This window comes from Mycolicibacterium chubuense (assembly GCF_001044255.1).
Taxonomy (GTDB): domain Bacteria; phylum Actinomycetota; class Actinomycetes; order Mycobacteriales; family Mycobacteriaceae; genus Mycobacterium; species Mycobacterium chubuense.
Genome location: NZ_JYNX01000084.1, coordinates 17,575 through 41,434, shown reverse-complemented (window position 1 = coordinate 41,434; position 23,860 = coordinate 17,575). Strand labels below are relative to the sequence as shown.

Annotated in this window: 22 protein-coding genes; 7 read left to right on the top strand and 15 right to left on the bottom strand. The window is 70.4% G+C overall.

Going from position 1 to position 23,860, the window contains the following annotated elements; translation table 11 throughout:
• Positions 1-64 precede the first annotated feature (64 nt).
• On the bottom strand, positions 65-2,386 hold the full coding sequence (gene lon / locus MCHUDSM44219_RS26350) for an endopeptidase La (RefSeq protein WP_048421226.1): 2,322 nt from the start codon (positions 2,384-2,386) through the stop codon (positions 65-67).
• Positions 2,387-2,515: 129 nt separating this feature from the next.
• Between lon and MCHUDSM44219_RS26345 the strand changes: the two genes are divergently transcribed.
• Together MCHUDSM44219_RS26345 and MCHUDSM44219_RS26340 are read left to right on the top strand one after the other, a co-directional pair.
• Positions 2,516-3,256, top strand: a complete 741-nt coding sequence (locus MCHUDSM44219_RS26345; protein WP_048421225.1) for an SDR family oxidoreductase — start codon at positions 2,516-2,518, stop codon at positions 3,254-3,256.
• A gap of 82 nt (positions 3,257-3,338) precedes the next feature.
• Positions 3,339-4,616 carry an ATP-binding protein gene (locus MCHUDSM44219_RS26340; protein ID WP_048421224.1) on the top strand — a complete coding sequence of 426 codons (1,278 nt, stop codon included), beginning with the start codon at positions 3,339-3,341 and terminating at the stop codon, positions 4,614-4,616.
• A 308-nt stretch (positions 4,617-4,924) separates the two neighbouring features.
• Here MCHUDSM44219_RS26340 and MCHUDSM44219_RS26335 read toward each other — a convergent pair whose 3' ends face one another.
• Positions 4,925-5,920, bottom strand: coding sequence for an esterase family protein (locus MCHUDSM44219_RS26335; protein ID WP_048421223.1), 996 nt, complete (start codon positions 5,918-5,920; stop codon positions 4,925-4,927).
• 190 nt (positions 5,921-6,110) lie between these two features.
• On the opposite strand from MCHUDSM44219_RS26335, the gene MCHUDSM44219_RS26330 reads away from it, so the two are divergent.
• On the top strand, positions 6,111-6,542 hold the full coding sequence (locus MCHUDSM44219_RS26330) for a DUF1810 domain-containing protein (RefSeq protein WP_048421222.1): 432 nt from the start codon (positions 6,111-6,113) through the stop codon (positions 6,540-6,542).
• Positions 6,543-6,566: 24 nt separating this feature from the next.
• Here MCHUDSM44219_RS26330 and MCHUDSM44219_RS26325 read toward each other — a convergent pair whose 3' ends face one another.
• The 3 genes from MCHUDSM44219_RS26325 to MCHUDSM44219_RS26315 are packed head-to-tail and all read right to left on the bottom strand — an operon-like array spanning position 6,567 to position 10,042.
• Positions 6,567-7,880 carry an alpha-amylase family protein gene (locus MCHUDSM44219_RS26325; protein WP_048421221.1) on the bottom strand — a complete coding sequence of 438 codons (1,314 nt, stop codon included), beginning with the start codon at positions 7,878-7,880 and terminating at the stop codon, positions 6,567-6,569.
• Positions 7,877-8,356 carry a nucleoside deaminase gene (locus tag MCHUDSM44219_RS26320; RefSeq protein WP_048421220.1) on the bottom strand — a complete coding sequence of 160 codons (480 nt, stop codon included), beginning with the start codon at positions 8,354-8,356 and terminating at the stop codon, positions 7,877-7,879. Before MCHUDSM44219_RS26320 ends, MCHUDSM44219_RS26325 begins: the two co-directional genes overlap by 4 nt.
• Positions 8,357-8,365: 9 nt before the next feature.
• On the bottom strand, positions 8,366-10,042 hold the full coding sequence (locus MCHUDSM44219_RS26315) for a tetratricopeptide repeat protein (RefSeq protein WP_048421219.1): 1,677 nt from the start codon (positions 10,040-10,042) through the stop codon (positions 8,366-8,368).
• 76 nt (positions 10,043-10,118) lie between these two features.
• Between MCHUDSM44219_RS26315 and MCHUDSM44219_RS26310 the strand changes: the two genes are divergently transcribed.
• The gene (locus MCHUDSM44219_RS26310) at positions 10,119-10,502 is read left to right on the top strand and encodes a cupin domain-containing protein (protein WP_048421218.1); all 384 of its coding nucleotides are present in this window, start codon (positions 10,119-10,121) and stop codon (positions 10,500-10,502) included.
• A gap of 2 nt (positions 10,503-10,504) precedes the next feature.
• Here the strand turns inward: MCHUDSM44219_RS26310 and MCHUDSM44219_RS26305 are convergent, their stop codons facing one another.
• The 7 genes from MCHUDSM44219_RS26305 to MCHUDSM44219_RS26275 form a co-directional block, all read right to left on the bottom strand.
• The gene (locus MCHUDSM44219_RS26305) at positions 10,505-12,088 is read right to left on the bottom strand and encodes a SulP family inorganic anion transporter (RefSeq protein WP_048421217.1); all 1,584 of its coding nucleotides are present in this window, start codon (positions 12,086-12,088) and stop codon (positions 10,505-10,507) included.
• A gap of 9 nt (positions 12,089-12,097) precedes the next feature.
• A complete protein-coding gene (locus MCHUDSM44219_RS26300; protein WP_048421216.1) occupies positions 12,098-12,787 on the bottom strand; it encodes a cysteine hydrolase family protein in 690 nt (229 codons plus the stop codon).
• Complete coding sequence (locus MCHUDSM44219_RS26295) at positions 12,784-14,187, bottom strand: allophanate hydrolase (RefSeq protein ID WP_048421215.1); 1,404 nt, start codon at positions 14,185-14,187, stop codon at positions 12,784-12,786. Before MCHUDSM44219_RS26295 ends, MCHUDSM44219_RS26300 begins: the two co-directional genes overlap by 4 nt.
• Before the next feature lie 57 nt (positions 14,188-14,244).
• Positions 14,245-14,916, bottom strand: coding sequence for a GntR family transcriptional regulator (locus MCHUDSM44219_RS26290; protein ID WP_048421214.1), 672 nt, complete (start codon positions 14,914-14,916; stop codon positions 14,245-14,247).
• Between the two features lie 80 nt (positions 14,917-14,996).
• Positions 14,997-16,307 (bottom strand): HNH endonuclease signature motif containing protein, encoded by a 1,311-nt coding sequence (locus MCHUDSM44219_RS26285; RefSeq protein WP_048421242.1) that lies wholly within the window; start codon positions 16,305-16,307, stop codon positions 14,997-14,999.
• Positions 16,308-16,503: 196 nt separating this feature from the next.
• Positions 16,504-17,130 (bottom strand): NADPH-dependent F420 reductase, encoded by a 627-nt coding sequence (locus tag MCHUDSM44219_RS26280; RefSeq protein ID WP_048421213.1) that lies wholly within the window; start codon positions 17,128-17,130, stop codon positions 16,504-16,506.
• A gap of 110 nt (positions 17,131-17,240) precedes the next feature.
• Entirely contained in the window at positions 17,241-18,716 is a 1,476-nt protein-coding gene (locus tag MCHUDSM44219_RS26275) for an FAD-dependent oxidoreductase (RefSeq protein ID WP_048421212.1), read from the bottom strand.
• Positions 18,717-18,810: 94 nt separating this feature from the next.
• Between MCHUDSM44219_RS26275 and MCHUDSM44219_RS26270 the strand changes: the two genes are divergently transcribed.
• On the top strand, positions 18,811-19,371 hold the full coding sequence (locus tag MCHUDSM44219_RS26270) for a TetR/AcrR family transcriptional regulator (RefSeq protein WP_048421211.1): 561 nt from the start codon (positions 18,811-18,813) through the stop codon (positions 19,369-19,371).
• A 3-nt stretch (positions 19,372-19,374) separates the two neighbouring features.
• Here MCHUDSM44219_RS26270 and MCHUDSM44219_RS31795 read toward each other — a convergent pair whose 3' ends face one another.
• Positions 19,375-20,478 (bottom strand): FUSC family protein, encoded by a 1,104-nt coding sequence (locus MCHUDSM44219_RS31795; protein ID WP_413783654.1) that lies wholly within the window; start codon positions 20,476-20,478, stop codon positions 19,375-19,377.
• A 1,054-nt stretch (positions 20,479-21,532) separates the two neighbouring features.
• On the opposite strand from MCHUDSM44219_RS31795, the gene MCHUDSM44219_RS26260 reads away from it, so the two are divergent.
• On the top strand, positions 21,533-22,243 hold the full coding sequence (locus tag MCHUDSM44219_RS26260) for a hypothetical protein (RefSeq protein ID WP_413783653.1): 711 nt from the start codon (positions 21,533-21,535) through the stop codon (positions 22,241-22,243).
• The gene (locus MCHUDSM44219_RS26255) at positions 22,240-23,001 is read left to right on the top strand and encodes an enoyl-CoA hydratase/isomerase family protein (RefSeq protein ID WP_048421210.1); all 762 of its coding nucleotides are present in this window, start codon (positions 22,240-22,242) and stop codon (positions 22,999-23,001) included. The genes MCHUDSM44219_RS26260 and MCHUDSM44219_RS26255 overlap by 4 nt, the downstream gene beginning before the upstream one ends.
• On the opposite strand, the gene MCHUDSM44219_RS26250 is transcribed toward MCHUDSM44219_RS26255, so the two are convergent.
• Positions 22,991-23,179, bottom strand: coding sequence for a (2Fe-2S)-binding protein (locus tag MCHUDSM44219_RS26250; RefSeq protein ID WP_048421209.1), 189 nt, complete (start codon positions 23,177-23,179; stop codon positions 22,991-22,993). The two genes, MCHUDSM44219_RS26255 and MCHUDSM44219_RS26250, sit on opposite strands and share 11 nt — an antisense overlap.
• A 6-nt stretch (positions 23,180-23,185) precedes the next feature.
• A complete protein-coding gene (locus tag MCHUDSM44219_RS26245) occupies positions 23,186-23,818 on the bottom strand; it encodes a hypothetical protein (RefSeq protein WP_048421239.1) in 633 nt (210 codons plus the stop codon).
• Between the last annotated feature and the right edge of the window lie 42 nt (positions 23,819-23,860).

Genomic DNA, 23,860 nt, shown 5'->3' with positions numbered 1-23,860 from the left:
CGTGTCTGTGGCCGACACACCGTGTCGAAACCGACAAACACGCACGCTCGCGAAGGGATTCCCGTCAGGCCGCGGCGGTCACCGTCTCGGCCACCGGCTCGAGGGCCAGCGCGACGATCTCCGCCACGTCGGTCATCGGCCGGACCTCCAGCGCCTCGAGCACCTCGGCCGGGACGTCGTCCAGGTCGGGCTCGTTGCGCTGTGGGATGAACACCGTCGACAGCCCGGCCCGCTGCGCGGCCAGCAGCTTCTGCTTGACCCCGCCGATCGGCAGCACCCGGCCGTTCAGCGTGACCTCGCCGGTCATGCCGACGTCGCCGCGCACCTGACGTCCGGTGGCCATCGACACCAGCGCCGTGACCATCGTGACGCCGGCCGACGGGCCGTCCTTGGGCACCGCGCCCGCGGGCACGTGCACATGGATCTGCCGGTCCAGCGCCAACGGGTCGACCCCGAGCTGTTCGGCGTGGGCCCGCACGTAGGACAGCGCGATCTGCGCCGACTCCTTCATCACGTCACCCAGCTGTCCGGTCAGCTTCAGCCCGGGCTCGCCGTCGGTCGCGCCCGCCTCGATGTAGAGCACGTCGCCGCCCAGGCCCGTGACGGCCAACCCGGTCGCGACGCCCGGCACCGCGGTGCGTTCGTCGGACTCCGGCATGAACCGCGGACGGCCCAGGTACTCCACCAGATCCGGCTCGTCGATCGTGATCGGCGACGGGTCGGCGTCCAGCTTCGTGGTCACCTTGCGCAGCGCCTTGGCCAGCAGCCGCTCGAACTGGCGCACCCCCGGTTCGCGGGTGTAGTCCGCGGCGATCTTGCGCAACGCCTCGTCGGTGACAGTCACCTCGTCGGCCGTCAGCGCCGCACGCTCGGCCTGCCGGGGCAGCAGGTAGTCCCGGGCGATCGCCACCTTGTCGTCGGCGGTGTAGCCGTCGATGGTGACCAGCTCCATGCGGTCCAGCAGCGCCGACGGGATGTTCTCGATGACGTTGGCCGTCGCCAGGAACACCACATCGGACAGGTCGAGGTCCAGATCGAGGTAGTGGTCGCGGAACGTGTGGTTCTGCGCCGGGTCGAGCACCTCGAGCAGCGCCGCCGACGGATCGCCGCGGTAGTCGGACCCCACCTTGTCGATTTCGTCCAGCAGCACAACCGGATTCATCGATCCGGCCTCACCGATGGCCCGCACGATGCGGCCGGGCAGGGCGCCCACATAGGTGCGCCGGTGCCCGCGGATCTCCGCCTCGTCGCGCACCCCGCCCAGCGCCACGCGCACGAACGTGCGGCCCAGCGCGCGGGCGACGGACTCGCCGAGTGACGTCTTGCCGACCCCGGGAGGGCCGGCCAGCACCATCACCGCACCGGAGCCGCGGCCGCCGACGACGGCCATGCCGCGCTGGGAGCGCCGGGCCCGTACGGCCAGGTACTCCACGATGCGGTCCTTGACGTCGTCGAGACCGTGGTGGTCGGCGTCAAGAATGTCTCTGGCGACCGCCAAATCCGTCGAGTCCTCGGTGGTGACGTTCCACGGCAGGTCCAGGACGGTGTCCAGCCAGGTGCGGATCCAGCCGCCCTCGGGGCTCTGCTCGCTGGAGCGCTCCAGCTTGCCGACCTCGCGCAGCGCGGCCTCGCGCACCTTCTCGGGAAGGTCGGCGGCCTCGACCCGGGACCGGTAGTCATCGGATCCGTCGGATTCGCCCTCCCCGAGTTCCTTGCGGATCGCCGCCAGCTGCTGGCGCAGCAGGAATTCCTTCTGCTGCTTGTCCATGCCGGCCCGCACGTCCTCGGCGATCTTGTCGTTGACCTCGACCTCGGCGAGATGCTCGCCGGTCCAGTCGATCAGCCACCGCAACCGCGCCGCCACATCCTCGGTCTCCAGCAGCTCACGCTTCTGGACATCGGACAGGTAGGACGCGTAGCCGGCGGTGTCGGCCAGCGCGGACGGGTCGGTGATCTTGTTGACCACGTCGACGATCTGCCACGCCTCGCGGCGCTGCAGCATCGCCAGCAGCAGCTTCTTGTATTCGGCGGCCAGCGAACGGGTCTCGTCGGTGATGGCCGGGTCGGCCACCTCGTCGACCGAGACCCACAGGGCCGCGCCGGGACCCGTGGCTCCGGTGCCGATGTGGGCACGCTTCTCGCCACGCACGACCGCGGCCGCACCACCGCCGGGCACGCGGCCGACCTGCACGATCGAGGCGAGCACGCCGTAGGTGGGGTAGCGGTCGTCCAGCCGCGGCGCGATCAGCAGCTTGCCGGACTGGCTGGCTTGAGCGGCGTCGACCGCAGCGCGGGCGGCGTCGTCGAGTTCGATCGGCACGACCATTCCGGGCAGCACGATCGGCTCGCTCACGAAAAGAACGGGCACTTGCAGAGCTTCAGGCATCGATCCTCCTGTGTTCGTTCAACCGAAAGTTGAACCTGATGCGCTCAACCCTGGGGCGGCGTGCTTTGTTCCCCGCGGCGATTCGGCCGACAGCGGAATAGCCGCCGCCGGTGCCGGGTCGTACCCACCATGAGCACAGACCCCATCACCGGCCAGGTCGTCGCGATCACCGGAGCGAGCAGCGGTATCGGCGAAGCGACGGCGCGCCTGCTGGCCGGCCGCGGCGCGCGCCTCGTCCTCGGCGCCCGCCGCGCCGACCGCCTCGACGCCCTCTCCGACGGGTTGGGCGCCGCCGACGTGGCCGCCGTCGCCACCGACGTCACCGTCGCCGCGGATCTGGTGCGGCTCGTCGACACCGCCGTCGAGCAGTTCGGCCGCCTCGACGTGCTGGTGTCCAACGCCGGGATCAGCGCGATCAGCCCACTCGCCGACGCCGACGTGCCCGGTTGGGACGCGATGATCGACGTCAACCTGCGCGGCGTGCTGCATGGCATCGCCGCCGCGATGCCGGTGTTCCGCAGGCAGGGCGGCGGCCACCTGGTGACGACGGTGTCGACGGCCGGGCTGAAGATCGTCCCGACGATGGGGGTGTACGCGGCGACGAAGAACGCCGTGCGCACGGTGATGGAGGCGCTGCGGCAGGAGTCGACGGACGGCGTGGTGCGCACGACGTCGATCTCGCCGGGGTTCGTCAACACCGAACTCGACGGGTCCGTCACCGATGACGCGCTGCGGCAGCGGATCCGTGCCGACATGGACGCGTTCGGCCTGCCGGCGGACGCGGTGGCCCGGGCGATCGCCTTCGCAATCGAGCAGCCGCACGACGTGGAGATCGGGGACCTGACCATCCGTCCCACCCGGCAGGGCTGACGCGCGGGGGAGACGGGGATCCCCCGCCGGCACCACCCCTCGGGCGATGCCCTGCGGGGTCCCGTAACGGTACAACTCCGGCATGCCCCCTTGGCGTTTACGCGATTTCCACGACGACGACCTCGACCAGGCGATCTCGGTCTGGGACCAGAGCCGCGAACCCGGCGAGGCCCCGCCCGCGTTTCCGGTGTCCGAGGTGGTGTCGGCCGCGCGGTCCGGCCAGCCCGCAGTCGTCGCGGTGGTCGGTGACCAGCTGGTCGGGATGGCGGTGGCCCACATCGCCGATGACCGGGCCTGGATCTCGATGGTGGCGCTGTCCAACCGGTGGCGCGACCGGGGCATCGGCAGCGCGCTACTGGGTGAGCTGGAGCTGCGTCTGCGCGGTCTCGGCGCCCGCCGCATCAGTGTGTTGCTGCCCGCGGACGCGACGGGCGCCACGGCGCTGCGGAACTCGGGGTACACCGAACGGGCCGATCTGCGGTACTTCGAGAAGGTCGACCACGTCGGCGCGTCGGACACCGGATTGCTGACCGCTCTCGGCGGTCAGCTCATGGGTCAGCGCCTGTGGCAGGACATGGCCGGCATGGAGACCGAGAAGCGGATGATCGAGCGGCGGATCGTCGCGCCACTGGCGCAGCCCGACCTGGCCGCACGCTACGGCGTGTCGCCGCCGAAGGCGGTCATCCTGTTCGGCCCGCCGGGCACCGGGAAGACGAGCTTCGCCAAAGCCGTTGCCGGCCGGCTGGGTTGGCCGTTCGTCGAGATCTTTCCGTCCCGGCTGGCGACGCCCGGCGTCGCGATGCCCGCTGCGCTGCGGGAGGTGTTCGCCAATCTCAACGAGCTCGACGCGGCGGTGGTGTTCATCGACGAGGTGGAGGAGATCGCCGGTTCGCGCTCGGGCATCCCGTCGGACCCCGCGCACGGGGTGACCAACGAGCTGCTCAAGTTGATCCCGACGTTCCGCCAGCACGACGAGCGACTGCTCATCTGCGCGACGAACTCGGTCAGCTCACTGGATTCGGCGTTCCTGCGGCCCGGCCGGTTCGACTACATCATCCCGGTGGGGCCGCCTGATGAGGCTGCGCGCAAGGCGATCTGGCTGCGGTACCTAAACGGCAACGCCGACAACGTCGAGGTCGACAAGCTCGTCGAGGCGTCGGACATGTTCACCCCCGCCGACATCGAGTTCGCCGCCCGCAAGGGGGCGCAGTGCGCCTTCGAGCGGGAGATCGAGTCGCGCCGCGGCGAACCCGCCTGCACCGACGACTATCTCGCGGCCATCGCCGAGACCCGCCCGACGCTGACAGAGGCGATGCTCGACGAGTTCAGCACCGACATCGAGGTCCGGACCCGGCTGTAGCGGACCGGTCAGGCCGCGGCGCCCTCCGGCCCGTTCGCGGTGGCGCACTGTCCGCAGTCCGCCGAGTCGATGTCAACGCTGCCGCAGCTGATGCAGATGAAGGGGATCACGGCTTCCTCCGGAGGTCTCGGTTCGGCGGCATCGGCGTGGTCGTCGCGCCTGTCCAGCCGCTTCGTACCCTTCCGGGGCTCCGGTCGAAACGCGCCGCAGCGCCGTGGTCACACAGTGGTCACGTTTGGGGTGGTGACACACAGCAGAGAGCCTGCCGCTCGGGGGAAACGACAGGCTCTCTGGGTGTGGGTGGGTGGCTAGGCGGAGGCCTGAGCTCCGAGCACCCGCTGGATGTCAGGCTTCATCTGCAGGAGCTGCTGTCCCCAGTAGCCCCAGCTGTGCGTGCCCTGCGCCGGGAAGTTGAAGACACCGTTGGTGCCGCCCGCCGCGATGTAGTTGTCCCGGAAGCTGATGTTGGTCCGCAAGGTGAAGCCCTCGAGGAACTGCGCCGCCATCAGGTTCTGTCCGGCCGTGCCGGAGTCGAGGTCCGACGGCGTACCGGTGCCGCAGTAGACCCAGATCCGGGTGTTGTTGGCCACCAACTGGTTGATGTTGACCATCGGATCGTTGCGCTTCCACGCCGGATCCGAGGACGGTCCCCACATGCTCTCGGCGTTGAAGCCGCCCGCATCGTTCATCGCCAGCCCGATGAGCATCGGCCACCAGCCCTCGGAGGGGTTGAGGAACCCGGAAAGCGATGCGGCGTAGATGAACTGCTGCGGATGGTAGATGGCGTAGTTCATGGACGCGCTACCCGCCATCGACAGACCGACCACCGCGTTACCGGTACGGGAGACGCCACGGTTGGCTTCCAGCCAGGCCGGCAGCTCCTGGGTCAGGAACGTCTCCCACTTGTAGGTGTAGTTCTGGCCGTTGCCCCGCGAGGGCTGATACCAGTCGCTGTAGAAGCTGGACTGACCGCCGACCGGCATGATCGTCGACAGGCCCGACTGGTAGTACCACTCGAACGCCGGGGTGTTGATGTCCCAGCCGTTGTAATCGTCCTGCGCGCGCAGACCGTCGAGCAGGTAGACCGCGTGCGGACCGCCACCCTGGAACTGAATCCGGATGTTGCGGTTCATCGCTGCGGAGAACACGTCCAGGTACTCGACCGGCAGACCCGGCCGGGAGAACGCATTGGCAGTCGCCGATCCCCCGACGAAGCCGATCAGCCCGGGCAGCGCGGTGACTGCCAGGGCGACAGCCGCCATCCGGCGCACCCACCGACCTCGAAACTTCTCTTTCCACTTCATAACGGCAACCAACCCACCTTTCTGTTCAAGTCCCACATGTAGCGCAAACGTGCCGTCGTGTGCAGTCGTCATGGAACACGCTTTGATTGCCCGATCGGCTGCCCGACACAGCGATTCGCGGTCGCGGTTGGCTAACGATTACGACTCGGCGCAGTGATCAACGCTCCCGCCTGCCACACTCGGTTCCGAGATGAGCACCTCCGACGACGATCCGTTCGACCTCCAGCGCTTCGTCGACGCCCAGTCCGGCGTCTATCCGACGGCGCTGGCCGAACTGCGTGCCGGGGCCAAACGCAGCCATTGGATCTGGTTCGTGTTCCCGCAGCTGCGCGGGCTCGGCCACAGCGCGACGGCGCAGCGCTTCGGCCTCGGCTCACTGGCCGAGGCGCAGGCCTACCTGGCGCATCCGGTGCTGGGGCCGCGGCTGCAGGAGTGCGCCCGCCTGCTGGCCGCCCACCGGGGCGGCACGGCCCGGCAGATCCTGGGCTACCCCGACGACCTGAAGGTGCGCTCGTCGATGACGCTGTTCGCCCGGGCCGGTGATGACCCGGTCTTCACCGAGGTGCTCGACGCGTTCTACGACGGGGAACCGGACGACGCGACGCTGCGGCTGCTGGGCTGAGTCAGCTCGGCGCTCAGTCTGGACTCAGCTCGGGGCTATCACGAGCCAGCCGTGCGGCGGCACCGTGGTCTCGACGATCCGCTCGGCCGGGGGCGCGCCGGAACCGGCCACCACGTCACCGGATTCGAATCCGAACTCGGTCAGCGCCACGGACAGGGGTTCGTCGCCGACGTTGAGGGCGACGACGAGCGTGTCGCCGGCGTCCGAGTCGCCGCGCGAGGCGTACACGTACCCCTCGTTGGTCACCTGCAGCGGCGCGGTCCGGGCGGTATGCAGCCAGGGGTGGCGGCGACGAAGCCCGATCAGGTGCTGGTGGGCACGGAACACCTGCTGACCGTGCTCACCGACTCCCTCATGGGGAGAACCGAATTCGGGCCGCACCGCGTCGTCACCGCCGAACCGCTCCTCCTTGATTCCGCGGTAGGCCACTTCGTCGCCGGCGTAGATGCTTGGGGTTCCGCCCGTGGTCAGCAGCACCACCAGCGCGTGCTCCACGTGGGCGGGATTGTCCAGCTTGCTCGCGATCCGGGTCACGTCGTGATTGCCGATGAACGTCAGCGGCACGAACACGTCGAGAAACTCGTTGTGCCGCTTGAGCGCCCAGTCGAGCTCGTGCAGGTTCGCGTCGTTGAGGCTGCTCCAGATCGCTTTCCACAACTCGTACTGGGTGACCGAGTCGAAGCCGGAATCGCGGACCCGCGCCGAGTAGTCGCCGTGGATCACCTCGCCGACGAACCACGCCTGCGGATGCCGTTCCCGCACCCGGGGGAGCACCTGGGCCCAGAACCGGTCGGGCACCGCGTAGGCGGCGTCCAATCGCCACCCGTCGGCGCCGCGGTCTAGCCAGTGGCACATCACGTCGACGACGTAGTCGACCACCTCGCTCGCGCGGTGGTTCAGCGCGATCAGGCCGCCGTGGCCCTCGAAGGTCGCGAAGTCGTCGCCGCGCACCCGGAACCAGGACCGGTCGCCGCCGGCGAGCGCGTCGCGGTAGCGCGGGAAGTCGGTGCCCACGTGGTTGAACACGCCGTCGAGCAGGATCCGCAGTCCGCGCCCGTGGGCTTCGGCGACGAGATGGTCGAAGTCGCCGTCGTCACCGAGCCGGCCGTCGATGCGGTAGTGGTCGGTGGTGTCGTAGCCGTGGGTCTGGGACGCGAACACCGGCCCCAGGGCCAGGCCCGAGGCCCCGAGTTCCAGCGCGTAGTCCAGCCAGTCGACCAGGCGTCGCAGGCGGTGCTCCTCGGGCCCGGGCGCGGGATCGGCCGGATGGGCGCCCACGAATCCCAGGGGATACACCTGCCACCACAGGGCGTGCTCGACCCAGTCCGGCTCACTCATGGTCGAAACGCCCTCTCGTACAACGCTTTCATGGTCTCAGTCAGTTCGGGCGCCGGCCCGTCGACGGGCACACCGGGCGCGACCGTGGTGATCGGCAGCGCGGCCACCGGCGATGGGGACGCGCCCCACTCACGCCGCCACTGGGTCAGCTGGGCCGACGAGGCCGCGTAGACGATGCGGCCCAGACCCACCCAGGCGTGCGCCGCCGCGCACATCGGGCAGTGCTCGCCGGAGGTGTAGACGGTGGACGCGGCGCGCTGCTGCGGGCTCAGGTTCTCGACGGCCCACAGCGCGATCGCCAGCTCGGGATGACGGGTGGCGTCACCGCCGGCGACGTGGTTGTGATCCTCGAAGCGCACCACGCCGTCGGGGTCCACGAGCAGCGATCCGAACGGCTCGTCGCCGGCCTCGACCGCCTGGGCGGCCAACGCCGCGCAGCGTCGCAGGTACTCGACGTCGGCGGCACGGACAGACACAGCGGCAGTCTACGCACCGAGCCGGCACGCACAGGACGCGCGGACCGGCACGTCGGCGCGCGCGGCAGCCAGCGCCAGCTGCCTGCCGATGATCTCGGCCTCGGCGGTGCGGCCCAGCCGCGTCAGGCACTCGTGGTAGCCGTGCAGGCTCCACACGTTGCCCGGATGCTGGCACGAGCGCGCCAGCGTCGGGTCCAGCCCGAGGTCGGCGGCGTAGACCTGTGCCGCCTCCTCGACCCGGCCCTGCTCGAGCAGCAGCGCACCGTAGGCGTGCCGGGTGGGCTGCATCCAGCCCCACGGCTCGTCGTAGGGCAACCCGTCGTCCAGCGCGATCGCGCGCCGCAAGTGCGCGAAAGCCTCCTCGAATTCGCCTGCCCGGTAGGCGATCTCACCATCGAGCATGGCTTCGGCGACGGCGAGGATGTCGCGGCTGGTGTTGTTGAACAGATAGCGGCTCTGCGGGATCCGCGCGTAGGCCTGCGCGAAGGCCTCCCGCTCGGCGCGCGCTTCGGCGAGGCGGCCGGTGGCGGCGTAGGCGACACCGCGGCCGTAGTGGATGGTCGTGGCGGTGGTGCAGTAGAGCGCGGGATCGTCGGGCAGCGCGGTCGCGATCAGATCGTCCCAGCGGCCGAACCGCACCAGCACATGGGTGCGCAGCGGCACGAACGCCTCCAGCCAGTCGGCCATCGGCGGGGACGAGATGGCCAGCAGGTCGGGAGTCAGTTGCTCGGCGAGTTGGTCGGCGGCGCGCAGCGCGGTCGCCGAATTGCCCTCGAACATCGCCGAGTACACCACGAAGTGCAGGTTGTGCGCGCGGTAGAGCGAGTAGAAGTTCAGCGGTCCGGACCGCTCGACGAAACGCCGATCCACCTGTACGGCAGCCACATTCGCGACGATCGAATCGTGGTAGTTGCCGCACAGCACGTCGATGTGGCTGGGCATGTGCTGCAGATGGCCGGCGTCGGGGACCAGCCCGCGCAACAGGTCGGCGGCAGGCAGCGCCACCTCCGGCGTGGTCGACATCTCCATGCTGTGCAGATACAGGTGCAGGATGCCGGGGTGGGCGCGGCCGGCCGGCGTGGCCAGTGCGCCGTCGAGGATCGCCGTGGCCTCGAGCACCCGCGACCCGGGTGCCGGTTCACCGGTGCGGCTGTCCCAGAGCGCCCATGCGGTGATGTTGACCAGCGCGTCGGCGGTCAGGGCCGCGACGTCGACGTCGTCGGGATGGGCGCGTGCCAGTGCGGTCATCGCGTCGGCGTAGGCGGTGTGGCCGGCCTGCAGCGCGTGGGTGTCCTCGGGATCGTCGGTGGGGAAGCGCGCGGTCAGCGCCTCGATGAGTCCGCGTTCGACCGCCGACGCGCGCCCGCGGGCTGCCAGCGCGAGCTCGCTGCGCGCGCGGGCCACCGACGCCGCCAGGTCGACGGGATCGAAGGCTTCCCACGCCTTGTTGTAGTTCGGGCCGATGGCGTAGGCGATGCCCCAGCGGGCCAGCGCGAAGTCCGGATCGAGGTCGAGCGCGCGCTCGAAGCACGTGATCGCCTCCTCGTGGTTGAAGGCGTAGGCCCACACCATGCCCCGGTCGAACCAGACCCGGGCGTCCTGCGATGGGCTGTCGGTCGGCCGATGGTAGGAGCCGAGGTCGTAGTACGGCTCGGTCTGCCCGACCACGTCCGGGGATGCGCTCATACCCGGCACGATAAATCAGGCGTGCGGCGGTGGCGAGGGCAGCGAGCAGGCGGACGGCCGCGCTACGGTGACGCGCATGATCCGTTGCGTGCGGTTGTGGACCGGGGCCGACGAGGCGTCTCATGTTCAGGTCGGGCGGCTCGACATGGCGCCCGGGCGCAACGACGACCTGGTGTCGACCACGTTCGCGGCGACCGAGGTGACCGTGGAGGAGACCGCGGCCGGCGGCACCCTGGCCTGGCACACGGCGCCGGTGCGTCAGCTCGTCGTCACGCTGGCCGGGACGCTGCAGTTCATCACCCGCGACGGCGAGCAGTTCCTGCTGGCGCCAGGAGACGTCCTGCTCGCCGAGGACACCACCGGCTCGGGCCACCAGTGGCGTCTCGAGGGGACCGACCCGTGGCGGCGGATGTACGTCAGGCTCGGCGAGAACGCGGTGGTGCCGTTCGTCGCGGACTGAGATCAGTGACCCGCCACGATGTCGGCTTCGTCGACCAGCACCGGCTCTTTCGCGCCGGGCAGCAGCGAGTACACCAGGCAGACCACACCGAAGAGCGCATACCCCAGCGCCACTTGCGGATTCGCGGCCCAGGACACCTCGGGCGCGTGGATCAGGCCGATGAACGACAGCACCGCGCCCACCGCCGACGCGATGGCGGCGTATCGGAACTTCTTCTCCAGGATGAAGGTCACCATCGTGCCGAGAATCAGACCGACGAGGACCGCCCCTTCGCCGAGGGTCTGCAGTCCCTCGTAGACCACGCCGGCATTGCCGAGCGCGTCCATGCCGACCTGTGCGGCTGACGTGCCGGCGGCGTTGAGCGCGTTGTCGATCAGGCCGCTGGCCCACTGGGCCAGGTTGGGCAGGATCGCGGCCACCACGGCGATGGCGTGCAGTCGCGGTACCGCCTGGAAGGCCTGCGCACCGATCAGCAGCCCGATGTACAGCAGGATCGGCACGATCGCCGGTACCGGGAGCAGCGCGTCGAGCACCCCGAAAAGCCCGAGGAAGCAGAGGATTCCGATGACCACACCGCTGGCCAGCGAGTAGCCGGCCCGGCCGCCGGCGTCCTTCCAGCCCGGGTGCCCGATGTAGACGGCGGGCGGGAACGGGGAGCCGAACGCCGAACCGACCACCGCGCCGGCGCCGTCGGCGAGCAGCACGCTGCGCAGGTTGTAGTTGTCCCCGGCGGCCGCGGCGCTCTCGACGTTGCTCATCGCCTCGGTGAAGTTGTAGACCCCCAGGGGAATCGCAGTGCCCAGCAGCGGCGCCAGGTTCGACAGCCCCGCGAACAGCATGTCGACACGCAGATCCGGCACGCCGATCGCGATGTCGGACACGGCCTGTCCCACATCCGGTGCCGACATGAACCCGCCGATCCAGCCGATCGCGGTGCCGACGAGCAGCGCGGCCAGACCCACCGGGATGCCGAACGGCAGCTTCACATCGGTGAAGAAGCCGATCAGGATGATCGCGAGCACGGGCAGGCCGATCCACGCGGCCTCCCACATCTGCGCGGCAGGCCGCATGGAGATGAACGTGATCGAGATCCCTGCCAGGGTGCCGAGCATCGCCGCACGCGGGGTGAGGCGGCGGATGTGCGGACCGACGAACGCACCGATCATCACGATCACGCCGATCATGAACGCCCAGGCCAGACCTGCCTCCCAGGCGCGCATGGCGTCGTCGGTGTTCAGATAGACCGGAAGCATCACGACGAAGACCACGATGAACATGTGCGGGACGCTGGGCCCGTACGGCAACGCCGTGACGTCGGAGCGGTTCTCCCGCTTGGCCAGTCGGCGCGCCAGGAACGTGTAGTAGAGGTTGCCGAGGATCAACGCGACGCCGAGCGCGGGCAGCACGGTGCCGAGCACGTCGCCGGCGGGCACCTTGATCACGCCGATCATCAGGCCGGTCAGCGTCAGGACGTTGACCAGGATGTTGAAGCCGAGGCCGAAGAACGCGTTGAGGTCACCGCGGGTCCACCACGCGACGGCGGCGGTTTTCTCGGCTGGTGCGGGGGTGGTGACGTCGGTACTCATCAGGTCTCCTCAGGCGGCCGTGGTGGTGAGTTGATGCAGTGCGGGGATGACGGCGGCGCTGTCGGCGACCCAGCCGAAGATGCCGCCCTGCGCGGTGACCATCTGCAGGCCGACACGGTGGAAGTCCGGGAAATACGAACCGACGCAATCGGAGACGACCAGGCATTCGTAGCCGCGGTCGTTGGCCTCGCGTGTGGTGGTGTGCACGCAGACCTCGGTGGTGACACCGGTGATCAGCAGTTGCGTGATATCCGCGCCGGTCAGCACGTCGGACAGATCGGTGCCGTAGAACGCGCCCTTGCCGGGTTTGTCGATGACGACCTCACCCTCGAGCGGGGCGAGTTCGTCGATGATGTCGTGGCCGTACTCGCCGCGGATCAGGATGCGGCCGTAGGTGCCGGGGTCGCCGATGCGCTTCGACGGCGCGCCGCGCTGCAGTTTGGCCGGCGGGCAGTCGGACAGGTCGGGGCGGTGCCCTTCGCGGGTGTGGACCACCATGATCCCGGCCGCCCGGGCGGCGGCGAGCAGTGCCGACAGCGGCGGCACCACCGTGCGCAGCCGCTCGACGTCGTTGCCGAGGCTCTCGCCGAATCCGCCGGGCAGCAGGAAGTCGCGCTGCATATCGATGACGATCAGAGCGGTCTTGCCCGCGACGAGCGGGAAGGGCGCCGGTTCGGCGGCGACCGGGATCGGGTTCACAGCAACTCCTCGGTGGGGACGGGGACGGGGGAGTGAGACGGGGTCGAGCGCGGTTCGTCGAGGAGCTGCGCAGCGAGGTGCAGGACGGTGTCGTCGGCCAGCGCCGGGCCGAGAAGCATGGCGCTGCAGGGCCTTCCGTCGGTGGTGGCGCCGACGGGGATCGCGGCGCCGCACAGGTCGAGCAGATTGCCGAAGTGGGTGTAGTGGCCGAGCATGGTGTTGGTGTCGATGGGTGCGGCGAGCACCTGCTCGACGGTGAAGGTGGTGCCGATGGTGGGGAGCACCAGCACGTCCATCTGCTGCCACAGCCTGCTCACCTGGGCCTTGAGCTCTTGGAGCCGCTGCAGGGCGGCGAACGCGTCGACGGCGGTGTAGCGGTGTCCGCCCGCGAAGATCTCCCGCACCACGGGGTGGATCGACTCCGGCTGGGCGGCAAGGAAATCGGCGAATTCGACGAGGCGTTCGGCGACCCAGGGGCCCTGGTAGAGCAGCGCCCCGGCAGCCAGGAACGGGTCGAGGGGCACGTCGACGACGGTGTGGGTGCGGGCGAGGTGCTCGCGGAAGGCCAGGTGCGCGCTGCGCATGGCGTCGTCGCCGAAGAACTCGAGTTCGGCGCCGGCGGGGAGGCCGACGCGCAGCGGTTCACCGGCGAAGCGGGGGCCGCGGTCGCGCGACCAGGGGTCGCCGTCGTCGCGGGCGATCATCACGTCGAGCACCCGGTCGGCGTCGTCGATGCAGCCGGCCATCACGGTCAGGCAGTCCAGGGATTTGCACGCCGGTACCAGTCCGACGGTACTGATCAGGCCGCGCGAGGGTTTGATGCCGATGATGCCGTTGAGCGCGGCGGGTACCCGGCCGGAGCCGGCGGTGTCGGTGGCGACGGCGAACGGCACCTGGCCCAGTGCCACGGCGAGCGCGGAACCGGAACTCGAACCGCCCGATATCATCTCGCCGTCGTAGACGCTGCGCGGGATGGTGTGCGGGGTGCGGGTGCCGTTGAGGCCGGTGGCGAACTGGTCGAGGTTGGTCTTGCCGACGTAGAGCGCTCCGGCGTCGAGCAGACGCTCGACGGCGGGCGCGGTCGCTGTGGCGGTGTAGCCGTAGTCCGGGCAGGAAAGCGTGGTCGGGACGCCTGCCACGTCGATGCTGTCCTTCACCCCGAACGGGACGCCGTAGAGCGGCAGCGTGCGGGCGCCGGGGCGGCGTTCGATGGCTTCGGCGGCGGCGATCAGCTGCGCGCGCGGGACGGTCGACAGCCAGGTGCCGTCATCGCCGCGGGCGGCGATCGCGTCGGCGACCCGGGCCGCCGTCTTGGCGGGCGATCCGGTGCCGCCGGCATGCGAGGCCAGGATCTCGGCGACGGATGGTCCGACCGACGGTCCGTGGGTTTCGGTGCGCATGTCTGTCGATTGTCGACAGAATCGTGGCGATCGCGGGTCGGCTGTGTGTCGTTTGTGTTAGCGCTCGTCGGGCAGGCCAAGATAGTCGAGTTGGCCGTGGTCGCGCAGCGCCGCGACGACGACGGCCGCGTCGTTGGTCTCGAGCGCCGCGAGAATCGCGCGGTGCCGCCCGATTCCGTCCTCGGGGTCACGCTGGCGGGCTTCTTCACGCAGGTTCTTCGCCATCGGCAGCTGCAGTTTGAGCAGGATGGGTGCCAGCGCGAAGTCCAGTTGGCGGTTGTCGGCGAGCGTCACGACGGCGGCGTGGAACGCCCGGTGGGCATCGTCACGGTCCAGCGCGTCCTGCGCGTGGTCCATCCGGTCCAGCGCCGTCCGGACCGGCTCGAGGTCGTTCTGTAGATCGGGCAGTGGCAGCGCGGTTTCGATGGCGTGCCGTTCGAGGACGTGGCGCAGTTCGAACAGCTGCAGGATGTCCGTCGGGGACCAGTCGGCGACCCGCGATCCGCGGCGGGGGAGATGTTCGACCAGACCCTGCTGCGCCAGCAGGCGCAGCGCCTCGCGCAGGGGCGCGCGGCTGATGCCGAGGTCGGCACACAGTTGCTCCTCGACGATCTTCTGGCCGGGCACGAGCTGACCGGACAGGATCGCATCGCGCAGCCGGTGGCCGGCCACTTCGACGAGAGTCGCGGGCAGCGCCATCCGCGACGGTCCCTCCCTCGGCGCTGCCATGGCACACAATGGTAGGAACAAATTCCGGTACGCGCAGGGAGAGCCCCCGGCGTGGTACGAAACGTTCTGCGCCACAACGGCTATGGACCATTGTCGTCTTCGGGTAGCAGGTGGCGTTCGGGGTGGTGGTAGCCGTTGACGCGGTGCTGGCCGGTGTCGAGGTCGGGTGGGGGCACCCATTCGGTCTGGCCTTTGGGGTTGGTGCGGGTGGTCCAGCCGGTGGTCTCGATCATCCGGTTTTCCGGGCCGCAGGCCAGGGTCGTGGTGTCGACGTCGGTGCGCCCGCCGTTCTTCCAGTCGGTGACGTGGTGGACCTGGCACCAGTAGCCCGGCACGGTGCAGCCGGGGCGGGTGCAGCCGCGGTCACGGGCGTGCAGCACGATTCTCTGCGCCGGCGAGGCGATCCGTTTGGTGCGGCCCAGGTACAGGGCTTGGCTGGTGTGTTGATCGAACACGGCCAGATAGTGGAACGCATGCGACGCCATCCGGATCAGATCACCCATCGGGAGCAACGATCCGCCGCCGGTGACCGCCACCCCCGCCCCCTTCTCCACCTCCTGCAGGGTCGTCGACACGATCACGGTGACCGGTAACCCGTTGTGCTGACCCAGCTCCCCGGAGCACAGCGCCATCCGGCCCACGGCCAGCCAGGCGTCATGACGACGCTGGGGCGCCGAGCGGGTATCAGCGCGCCGCTGGCCCTGATCGGGTTCGCCTTCGATGCACGGCTGCTCGTCGTCGGGGTTGCACACACCGGGGGCGGCGAGTTTGGCCTCGACGGCCTCGTAGACGGCCCGCCATTCCGGGGTGACCCAGCCTGAGAGCCGGCTCATGCCGTCGGGTTGCTGTTCCCCCAGGGTGACGCCGCGGCGACGGGCGCGTTCGGCGTCGGTGGGTTCGGGGCCGTCCTGATCGATCATGGTGGCCAGCCGCTTCGCGGCCGCCTTCAACTCCTCCGGGCACAACCCGGCGCCGAGTCCGGCGAGTTGGCGGTCGGCCGAGGCGCGGGTGTCCCCATCCACCCACGACGGCAGGTTGTCGTGAAATGTCGCGATGACGGCCACGTGTTCCGCGTCGAGCAGACCCTGAGACTGCGCGGCGGCGGTCGCCTCCCAGCGCGGCGCCATCGGCTCCCCGGTCAACGCTTGTCGCGGTCCCAACGCCGCCGCGTGGGCCAGCCGGCGTTTGGCCTCGCGATCCGACACCCGTAGCGCGGTGGTGAGCACCGTCTTCCACGACGACTCACCCAAACGGCGCGGCTCGGTCTCGGCGGTCAGCCGGGCCAGCACCCGATGCTCCAACGCCGGGACGCTGCGCAGCACCGTCGTCACCTCGGCCAAGAGCTCCACCAGCTCGCGGTGGGACAGGGTGTCGCAGACCTCGTGCAGCATCGCGATCTGCGACCGGATCGCCTCCACCGCNCCGTCGTCACCTCGGCCAAGAGCTCCACCAGCTCGCGGTGGGACAGGGTGTCGCAGACCTCGTGCAGCATCGCGATCTGCGACCGGATCGCCTCCACCGCACTCGCAACTTTACCCATACATCGAACACTAGTTCGAACAACCGACAAATCTCGGCGCCGTTCGGTCAGCGGTGAAGAACGAGCGCGATGTCCGCACCGAGTCCTCTGACGTACGCGAGGTTGGTGACCAGCATTCCCGCGGGTTCGGTGAACCGAGCGAGTTTCAAGGGGCCTGCGTCGACCGGGTCGGCATCGAGGTCGTCGATCAGCGACGCCACTGTCCGGCGCGCCGCGTCGTCGTCGCCGCAGACGAACACCGTGGGCCGGGGGCCGTCGACCGAGGCGCCTGCCAGAGCTTCGGCGAACGGAGCGATGGCCTTGACGACCGTCGCGCCCGGTGCCGCCGCCGCGACTTCCTCTCCGGCCGACGTGCTGGTGCCGATGAGCAACTCGTCCATGGTCGGGGCAAACGGATTGGTCGTGTCCCACAACACTTTTCCTGCGATGGCGTCGGCGAGCTCAGTCACGGTCTCGATCGTCACTGTCCACGGGGTGGCCAGGACCACGACCTCGGCGTCCTGGACCGCCTCTCGGGGCGTCCCGCCCGACGCGTCGTGTCCGATGCTGTCGGCGGCCGCCTGGACCTTGTCCGGCGTACGCGCGAAGCTGATCGTGATGTGATGCCCGCGCTCGGCGAGCCGCCGCCCGATGGCGACGCCCAGGTTTCCAGCGCCGATGATGCCGATTCTCATGGGTTCTCCTCGCCCGGCGACCCGGTGGTCGGTCCTCCACCCCTGGTAGCACGTGCACAGGACCGACATCGGGAGAAGGGCCGTTCGTTCACCGAAGCGTCAGGAGCCGCTCAACGGGGCCGGACGAACCACCGCTCGAGCCAGCGATCGAGCATTGCGGCGTCGCCCGGTCCGCCGGCCGCGGCGAGATAGCCGTCGGGACGAACCAGCAGCCACCCGTCCGGAGCCAGCGCCGCCGCGTCACGCACGCTCACCACACCGTTCCACGCCCGGCCGACGTCGACGATCGCGCGCGCCTGTCCGGCGGTGAACAGCGTCAGCGCACCCAGGTCCAGCGCGTCGTACAGGCCGTCGACGTCCGGCACGCGGTCGCCGGCGCGCAGCGTGCCCGCGCCACCGCCGCCGACAGCGAGGCCGTCGTCGCGGTAGCCGGCCGACACCTGCCCGAACATCGCCGCGGCGGCATTCTGAACAGCATTGCGGGCCAGTGCTTTCGGCGCGAGCCGGATCCGCAGCGCGTGCAGTACGGGATTCGTCGAGTTGAACACGCGGGTGCCGATCTCGGTGAACCGCACCACCGTCCGGATCACCGGCAGGCGCTCGGAGGAGTAGGTGTCCAGCAGATCCGGCCGGGCTCGCCCGTCGAGCACCATCGCGAGCTTCCAGGACAGGTTCACCATGTCCTGGATGCCCACGTTCATGCCCTGCCCGCCCGCGGGGCTGTGCACGTGCGCGGCGTCGCCGCCCAGGAACACCCGGCCCGCCCGCATCGTGGGTACGTGCCTGCTGTTGATCCGGAACCGCGAACTCCAGTTGACGTCGTGCAGGCGCGCGGGCACGCCGACGGTGCGGTCGTAGAGCCGCTGCATCTGCTCCGCGGTCGGGTCGGCGTCGCCGTCGAGGAGCCCGTCGGGGTCGGTGGCCATCATCCGGAATCGGCCGCGCCCCATCGGGAACACCGCGACGAAGCCCCCGCGGGCCAGGAAGATCGACACCTCGTCCTCGGGCAGGTCACCGTCGATGTGCAGATCGGCGAGCACATAGTCCTGCGGCAGTGTGCGGCCGGGGAAGGGCACGCCCAGCGTCTTGCGCACGGTGCTGTGCGGGCCGTCGGTCGCGATCACGAACGACGCCTCGACGCGCTCTTCGCCGCCCTCGGCCCCGCGCAGCGTCACCGCGACGGTGTCCCCGCCCGGCCGCACCGACGTCACCTCGACGCCGCGCTCGACCTTGACGCCCTGACGCGCGAGCTGTTCTGCCAGCAGCCGCTCGGTCTCCGACTGCGCGAGCATCAGGATGAAGTTGAATCGGCTTGGCATGCGGTGTAGTTCGATGGGCGCCAGCTTGCGGTCGCCGGTGTAGAGTCCCGCGGCGCGGGCCTGATTACCCAGCGCGAGCATCTCGTCGCCGATGCCACGGACCCGCAGCAGTTCCATCGTGCGGGCCTGCACGGCCAGCGCACGCGACTCGGTGGAGGGCCGCACCGCGCGGTCCACGATGCGGACGTCGACGCCCAGGCGCGACAGTTCGACAGCCGCGGTCAGGCCCGACGGTCCGGCGCCGACGATGAGGACGGGGATGGTCATGAGGGTCTCCTCGATGCGCTAAGTCAACAAGTGATGACTTAGACGATAGACCGATTCCGAGCGATGTCAACAGTCGGTGACTTATGCTGTCGCCATGAGCCGAGCACGCAACGCCGACGCCACGCGCGCCGACATCCTCGCCGCCGCCCGCGCCCGCTTCGGCGCGGAGGGCTACGAGCGGACCACGCTGCGGGCGATCGCCGGCGACGTCGGGGTCGATCCGGCCCTGGTGATCCGCTACTTCGGCAGCAAGCAGCAATTGTTCGCCGCTGCAGCCGATTTCACGCTGCACCTGCCGGACCTCAGCACGTTGCCGCCCGATGGGATGGCCACCGCGTTGCTCGAACGGTTCTTCGCGGTGTGGGAGGCCGACACCACGTTCGTCGCGCTGCTGCGCGCCGCGATGACGAGCCCCGAGGCCGCGGCCACGATGCGCGCGGTGTTCGCGACCCAGGTGGCGCCGACGGTCGCCGCGGTCGCCCCGGACCACGCGGCGTCGCGCGCGGCCATGATCGGATCGCTGGTGATCGGGATGGCCACGGTCCGCTACGTCCTCGAAGCCCCTGCGGCACGGGCGATGTCGCACGACGAGGTGATCGGCTGGGCCGGACCGATGATCCACACGCTGCTCCTCGGACCCGCCCCGCCGGGGTGAGCGTCAGCGCTGCGCGGTCGGCCAGGGAGTGGCGGCGATCAGGGACAGGTGCCGGGTGATCGCGCCGATCTCGCCGACCAGCACCCGCGCGGACCCCTCGTCGGACTCCTGCACCGGAACGGTGCGCCGCACCCGCTGCGCGGCCGCGGCCAACTCGACGGCGTCGACGGTCCAGGGGTCGGTCGGCGTGGGCGGTTCGCCGCACAGCGCCTCGACGAACTCGTCGACGGCGTGCAGGAATGCGCGGTGGGAGTCGGGGAACGGGTCGACGGGCAGATTGTCCTCGAGCGTGGCGCAGGAACTCGTGATGGCGTTCAGCACGCCTCGGTAGCAGCGCAGCCAGTGCCGCTGTTCGCGCGACTCCAGCCGGGCCGCGCCTGCCGCCGCCTCGAACGCCGCCCGCGCCCGGAACGTCCGCTCCCAGGCCGCGGCGCGGACGTCGGTCGCGGTGTCGAGCTCGTGCAAGTAGACCTTGACGACCGTGGCGGCGTAGTCGATCTCGGTCTTCAGCAGTTCCCCCGCCCGTTGGGCGAGCCGGGTCAGCGCGTCGTCGGGGAACACGACGTGGGCGAGCACCGCGAGCACACCGCCGATCATCGTGCCGATCACCAGGTCCGCAGGGGTCGCCGACGCGATCGGCCGGTCGACCGCGACGATCAGCGTGACCGCGGCCGCCGACGCCGCTGCCAACGCGAGGTAGCCGTAGCGGGCCGCGGCGTACACCCCGCCGACGGCGGCAGCGGCCAGCACGCCGGTGACGATCGGACCCGGGCGGGCGACCAGCAGCAGCGCGGACGCCAACGCCGCGCCCAACGCCACCCCGGCGGTCCGTCCCACGCACCGGGTGTAGGTGTGCGCGGTCTCCGGGCGCAGCACGATCAGGACGGTCAGGGCGATCCACGCCCCGTGGCCCACCGCGGTATAGCGCTCCGCCGCGCACGCCGTCGCCACCGCCGCGCCCAGGCGCACCGCGTGCCGGAACACCGGGGAGTGCGGCTCGATCTCGGCGCGCAGGTGGCTGACCGCGGCCCGGCCGGACGTCCGCAGATCGGGGCGCCGGACGCGCAGCGCATCCGGCGAGGACGGCACGAAGTCACCGAGCCGCATCGCCGCCGCTTCGTGCAGGTGCGCCGAGAGCCGTTGCCCGGCAGCCGCGTCGGCGGCGGGCAGGTCGGCCACGGCGTCGTCAAGTCGGCGCAGCGCGACGTCGGCCGCCTCGCGAGCGGCGCGGCGGGGGTCGGCCACCGCGGTCAACGTCTCGCCCGCGGCAGTGAGGACGTCGGCTCCGTCGCCGGTCTCCGCGACATCGGTGAGGGCGGTCCCGATGCGCTCGGGCAGGAGATACCACCGGCGGTAGTCGGCAGGATGGCGCGTCGTCGGGCCCGTGGCGGTGGTGAACACCGCCCGCAACGCGATCATCGAATCAGCATGGGCGAGAACGTCGTCGCCGGACCGGTCCGCGAGCCGCGAGGCATCGGCGGCCAGCGCCCGGTAGGCCGCGGTGAGCGCGTCGTGCTGGATGCGCCACCGCCGCGGCGGCCAGATCGCGATGACGACGGCCTGCAGCGCGCCCGCGCNCCGGGAGCCGCGAGGCATCGGCGGCCAGCGCCCGGTAGGCCGCGGTGAGCGCGTCGTGCTGGATGCGCCACCGCCGCGGCGGCCAGATCGCGATGACGACGGCCTGCAGCGCGCCCGCGCCGACGGCGAGGCCTGCCGCCCCGAGCGTCGATGCCCACGTCGGCGGCACCGGGGCAGCGGCGACCATCAGCGCCGCCGCCGCGCTGGCGATGAGCCCGGCATGGCCGCCCAGCGCCCACGCCAGCCCCGCGGCGAAGCACCACACGCCCGCTGCGGCGATGAACACGGGGGAGTGCACCGAGGTCGAGGCGCCGAGCAACGCGCTCGCGCCCATCAGCGTCGAGACGAACAGCACCCGCAGGATGCGTCCGCGCGGACGGTCCTGCAGTGCGGCGGCACCCGCGACCGCCCCCGCTCCGGCGACGGCCGTCGCCGAACCCGGCGGTCCCCAGGACACGGCCACCAGGACGGCGACGACGACGGCCACCAGGCTGCGCAGCACCGGCGCCGCCTCCGGCAGCACCGACCGCACCGCGGGGACCATACTCACCCGTCCATTCTGGCCCGGGGTTATGTTCCCCGAGTGGAGAAAGTGATCATGACCTTGCGTGGCGTCCCCGGGGACGAGGCGTGGTGCACCCGCCTGCGCACCGACATCGCGCAGACGCTGCTGGCCACGGGCGTCGCGGGTCTGGCCGTCAACGTCCGCGACGCCCCGGTCGGTGCGTCGTTGATGACGCTGACCACCCTCGATCCACCGGTGATCGCGGTGGTGAGCCTGTGGACCGATCAGTACTACGGCGCGCAGATCCACACGGCGACAGAGGTTCTCGCGGGCGTCTGCGACGAGCTCGCGGCGTATCTGGTCACCGAGTCGGTCCCGCTGACCCCGCCGCCGACCGCTGCGGGTGACCGGACGCCCGGGCTGGCCAACATCGCGCTGCTGCGCCGGCCGGCCGAGCTGGACGAGGCCACCTGGCTGAGCCGGTGGCACCGCGACCACACCCAGGTGGCGATCGACACCCAGGCGACGTTCGGCTACACCCAGAACACCGTGGTGCGCGCGCTCACCGGCGGCGCCGCTCCCGTCTCGGCCATCGTCGAGGAGCTCTTCCCGATCGAGGCGACGACGGATCTGCACGCCTTCTTCGGCGCGGCCGACGACGACGACCTCGCCGACCGCATGACCCGGATGGTCGCGAGCACCTCGGCGTTCGGCGCCAACGAGAACGTCGACACCGTCCCGACGAGCCGATACGTGCTGCGGGAGCCGTTCGTTACAGTGCAGCCGTGACCCTGCAGATCAGCGACGACAACCGCGTTCGCACCCTGGTGCTCGACCGGCCCGAGGCCCTCAACGCGTTCAACGAGGAGCTCTACCTCGCGACCGCCGTCGCGCTGCGCGAGGCCGGCGAGGATCCCGACGTCGCCGTCGTCCTGCTCACCGGCGCCGGGCGCGCCTTCAGCGCGGGCAACGACCTCAAGGAGATGCAGTCCCGCATCGCCGAGGGGTCGTACTCCTCGGGCAGCCACTTCTCGACGATGATCACCGCGCTCACCGATCTCCCGAAACCGTTGATCTGCGCGGTCAACGGCGTGGGGCTGGGCATCGGCGCCACCATCCTCGGCTACGCCGACCTGGTGTTCATGTCGTCGACGGCGCGGCTGAAGTGTCCCTTCACCAGCCTGGGCGTGGCCCCTGAGGCGGCGTCGTCATTTCTGCTGCCGCAGCTGATCGGCCGGCAGAACGCGGCGTGGATGCTGCTGTCCTCGGAATGGGTGGACGCCGCCGAAGCGCGCCGGATGGGGATCGCCTGGAAGGTCTGCGAACCCGACGACCTGCTGTCGGAGGCTCGCCGCCACGCGGACATCCTTGCCGCACAGTCGATTCCGAGCCTGGTCGCGGTCAAGCGCGCTCTCGCCGAGCCGTACCGGGCCGGCATCACCGCGGCGACCGAACGCGAGAACGCCGCGTTCACCGACCTGCTGGGGGGCGCCGCGAACGCGGCCGCGCTGGCCGCGTTCACCGGTCAGGGCAGCGCTAACGGGTGACGCGGGCGTCGCACTGGGCGTAGTGGGCCTCGATGATCGCCCTCAGCGTGCGCCGGCACCGGCCGCAGTCTCCGCCCGCCCCGCACGCCGCAGCGATGTCCTTGGACGTCCGGGCGCCCTTGGCCACGACCTCGTCCACCACGTGGCTGGTGGTCCCGGTGCACAGACAGACGAACATCGGCCGCTATCCCCGCTCGTCCACGCTCATCAGATGGGCGAACCTGCCGACGAACTGGGTCGGGTAGGCGCCCATGCCGGCGTGGCTCATCCACTCCGCCGCCGCGTCGGGATGGTCGATCCACTGCCGGGCGCTCATCTCGTCAGCGATCTCCTGCAGGATCAGCACCTCGTGTCCGTCGTCGAGCGCGCGGTACACCCAGATCTTGCGCACCCCGCCGCCGGCGAACCGGTCGAGACCGTCGTGCACCTTCTCCATCAGGGTCGGCACGTCGTCGACCGACGACATCACACCGACCACGACGCGTCCGACGTGCCGCTCGGAGCTGCCGCCCTGCAGGTCGATCTTCTCTACGACCTCGCCGCAGAAGATCGGGGGGATGTCCTCGGCGCCCGAGATGTCGAACCACTCGAAGATCGCCGGCGAGCGCAGCACGTCGCGCAGCGAGGTCGCCTGCCGGATCCCGATCGTGACCAGCACCCGGCGGGGTTCCCAGATGGACTCGTAGAGCACCACGTGGTGGGCTCCGATCGAGGACAGGGAATCTCGGTGGCCGCCCAGCCAGGTCCACATGTGCTCGACGTCGTCGACGCGGTAGTCGCACGCCAGGATGAATGAGTGCAGATCGTGCTCACCCATCGTCATCCTCTGCCTGTCTGTGCGGCCCCGAACAGTTAGCGC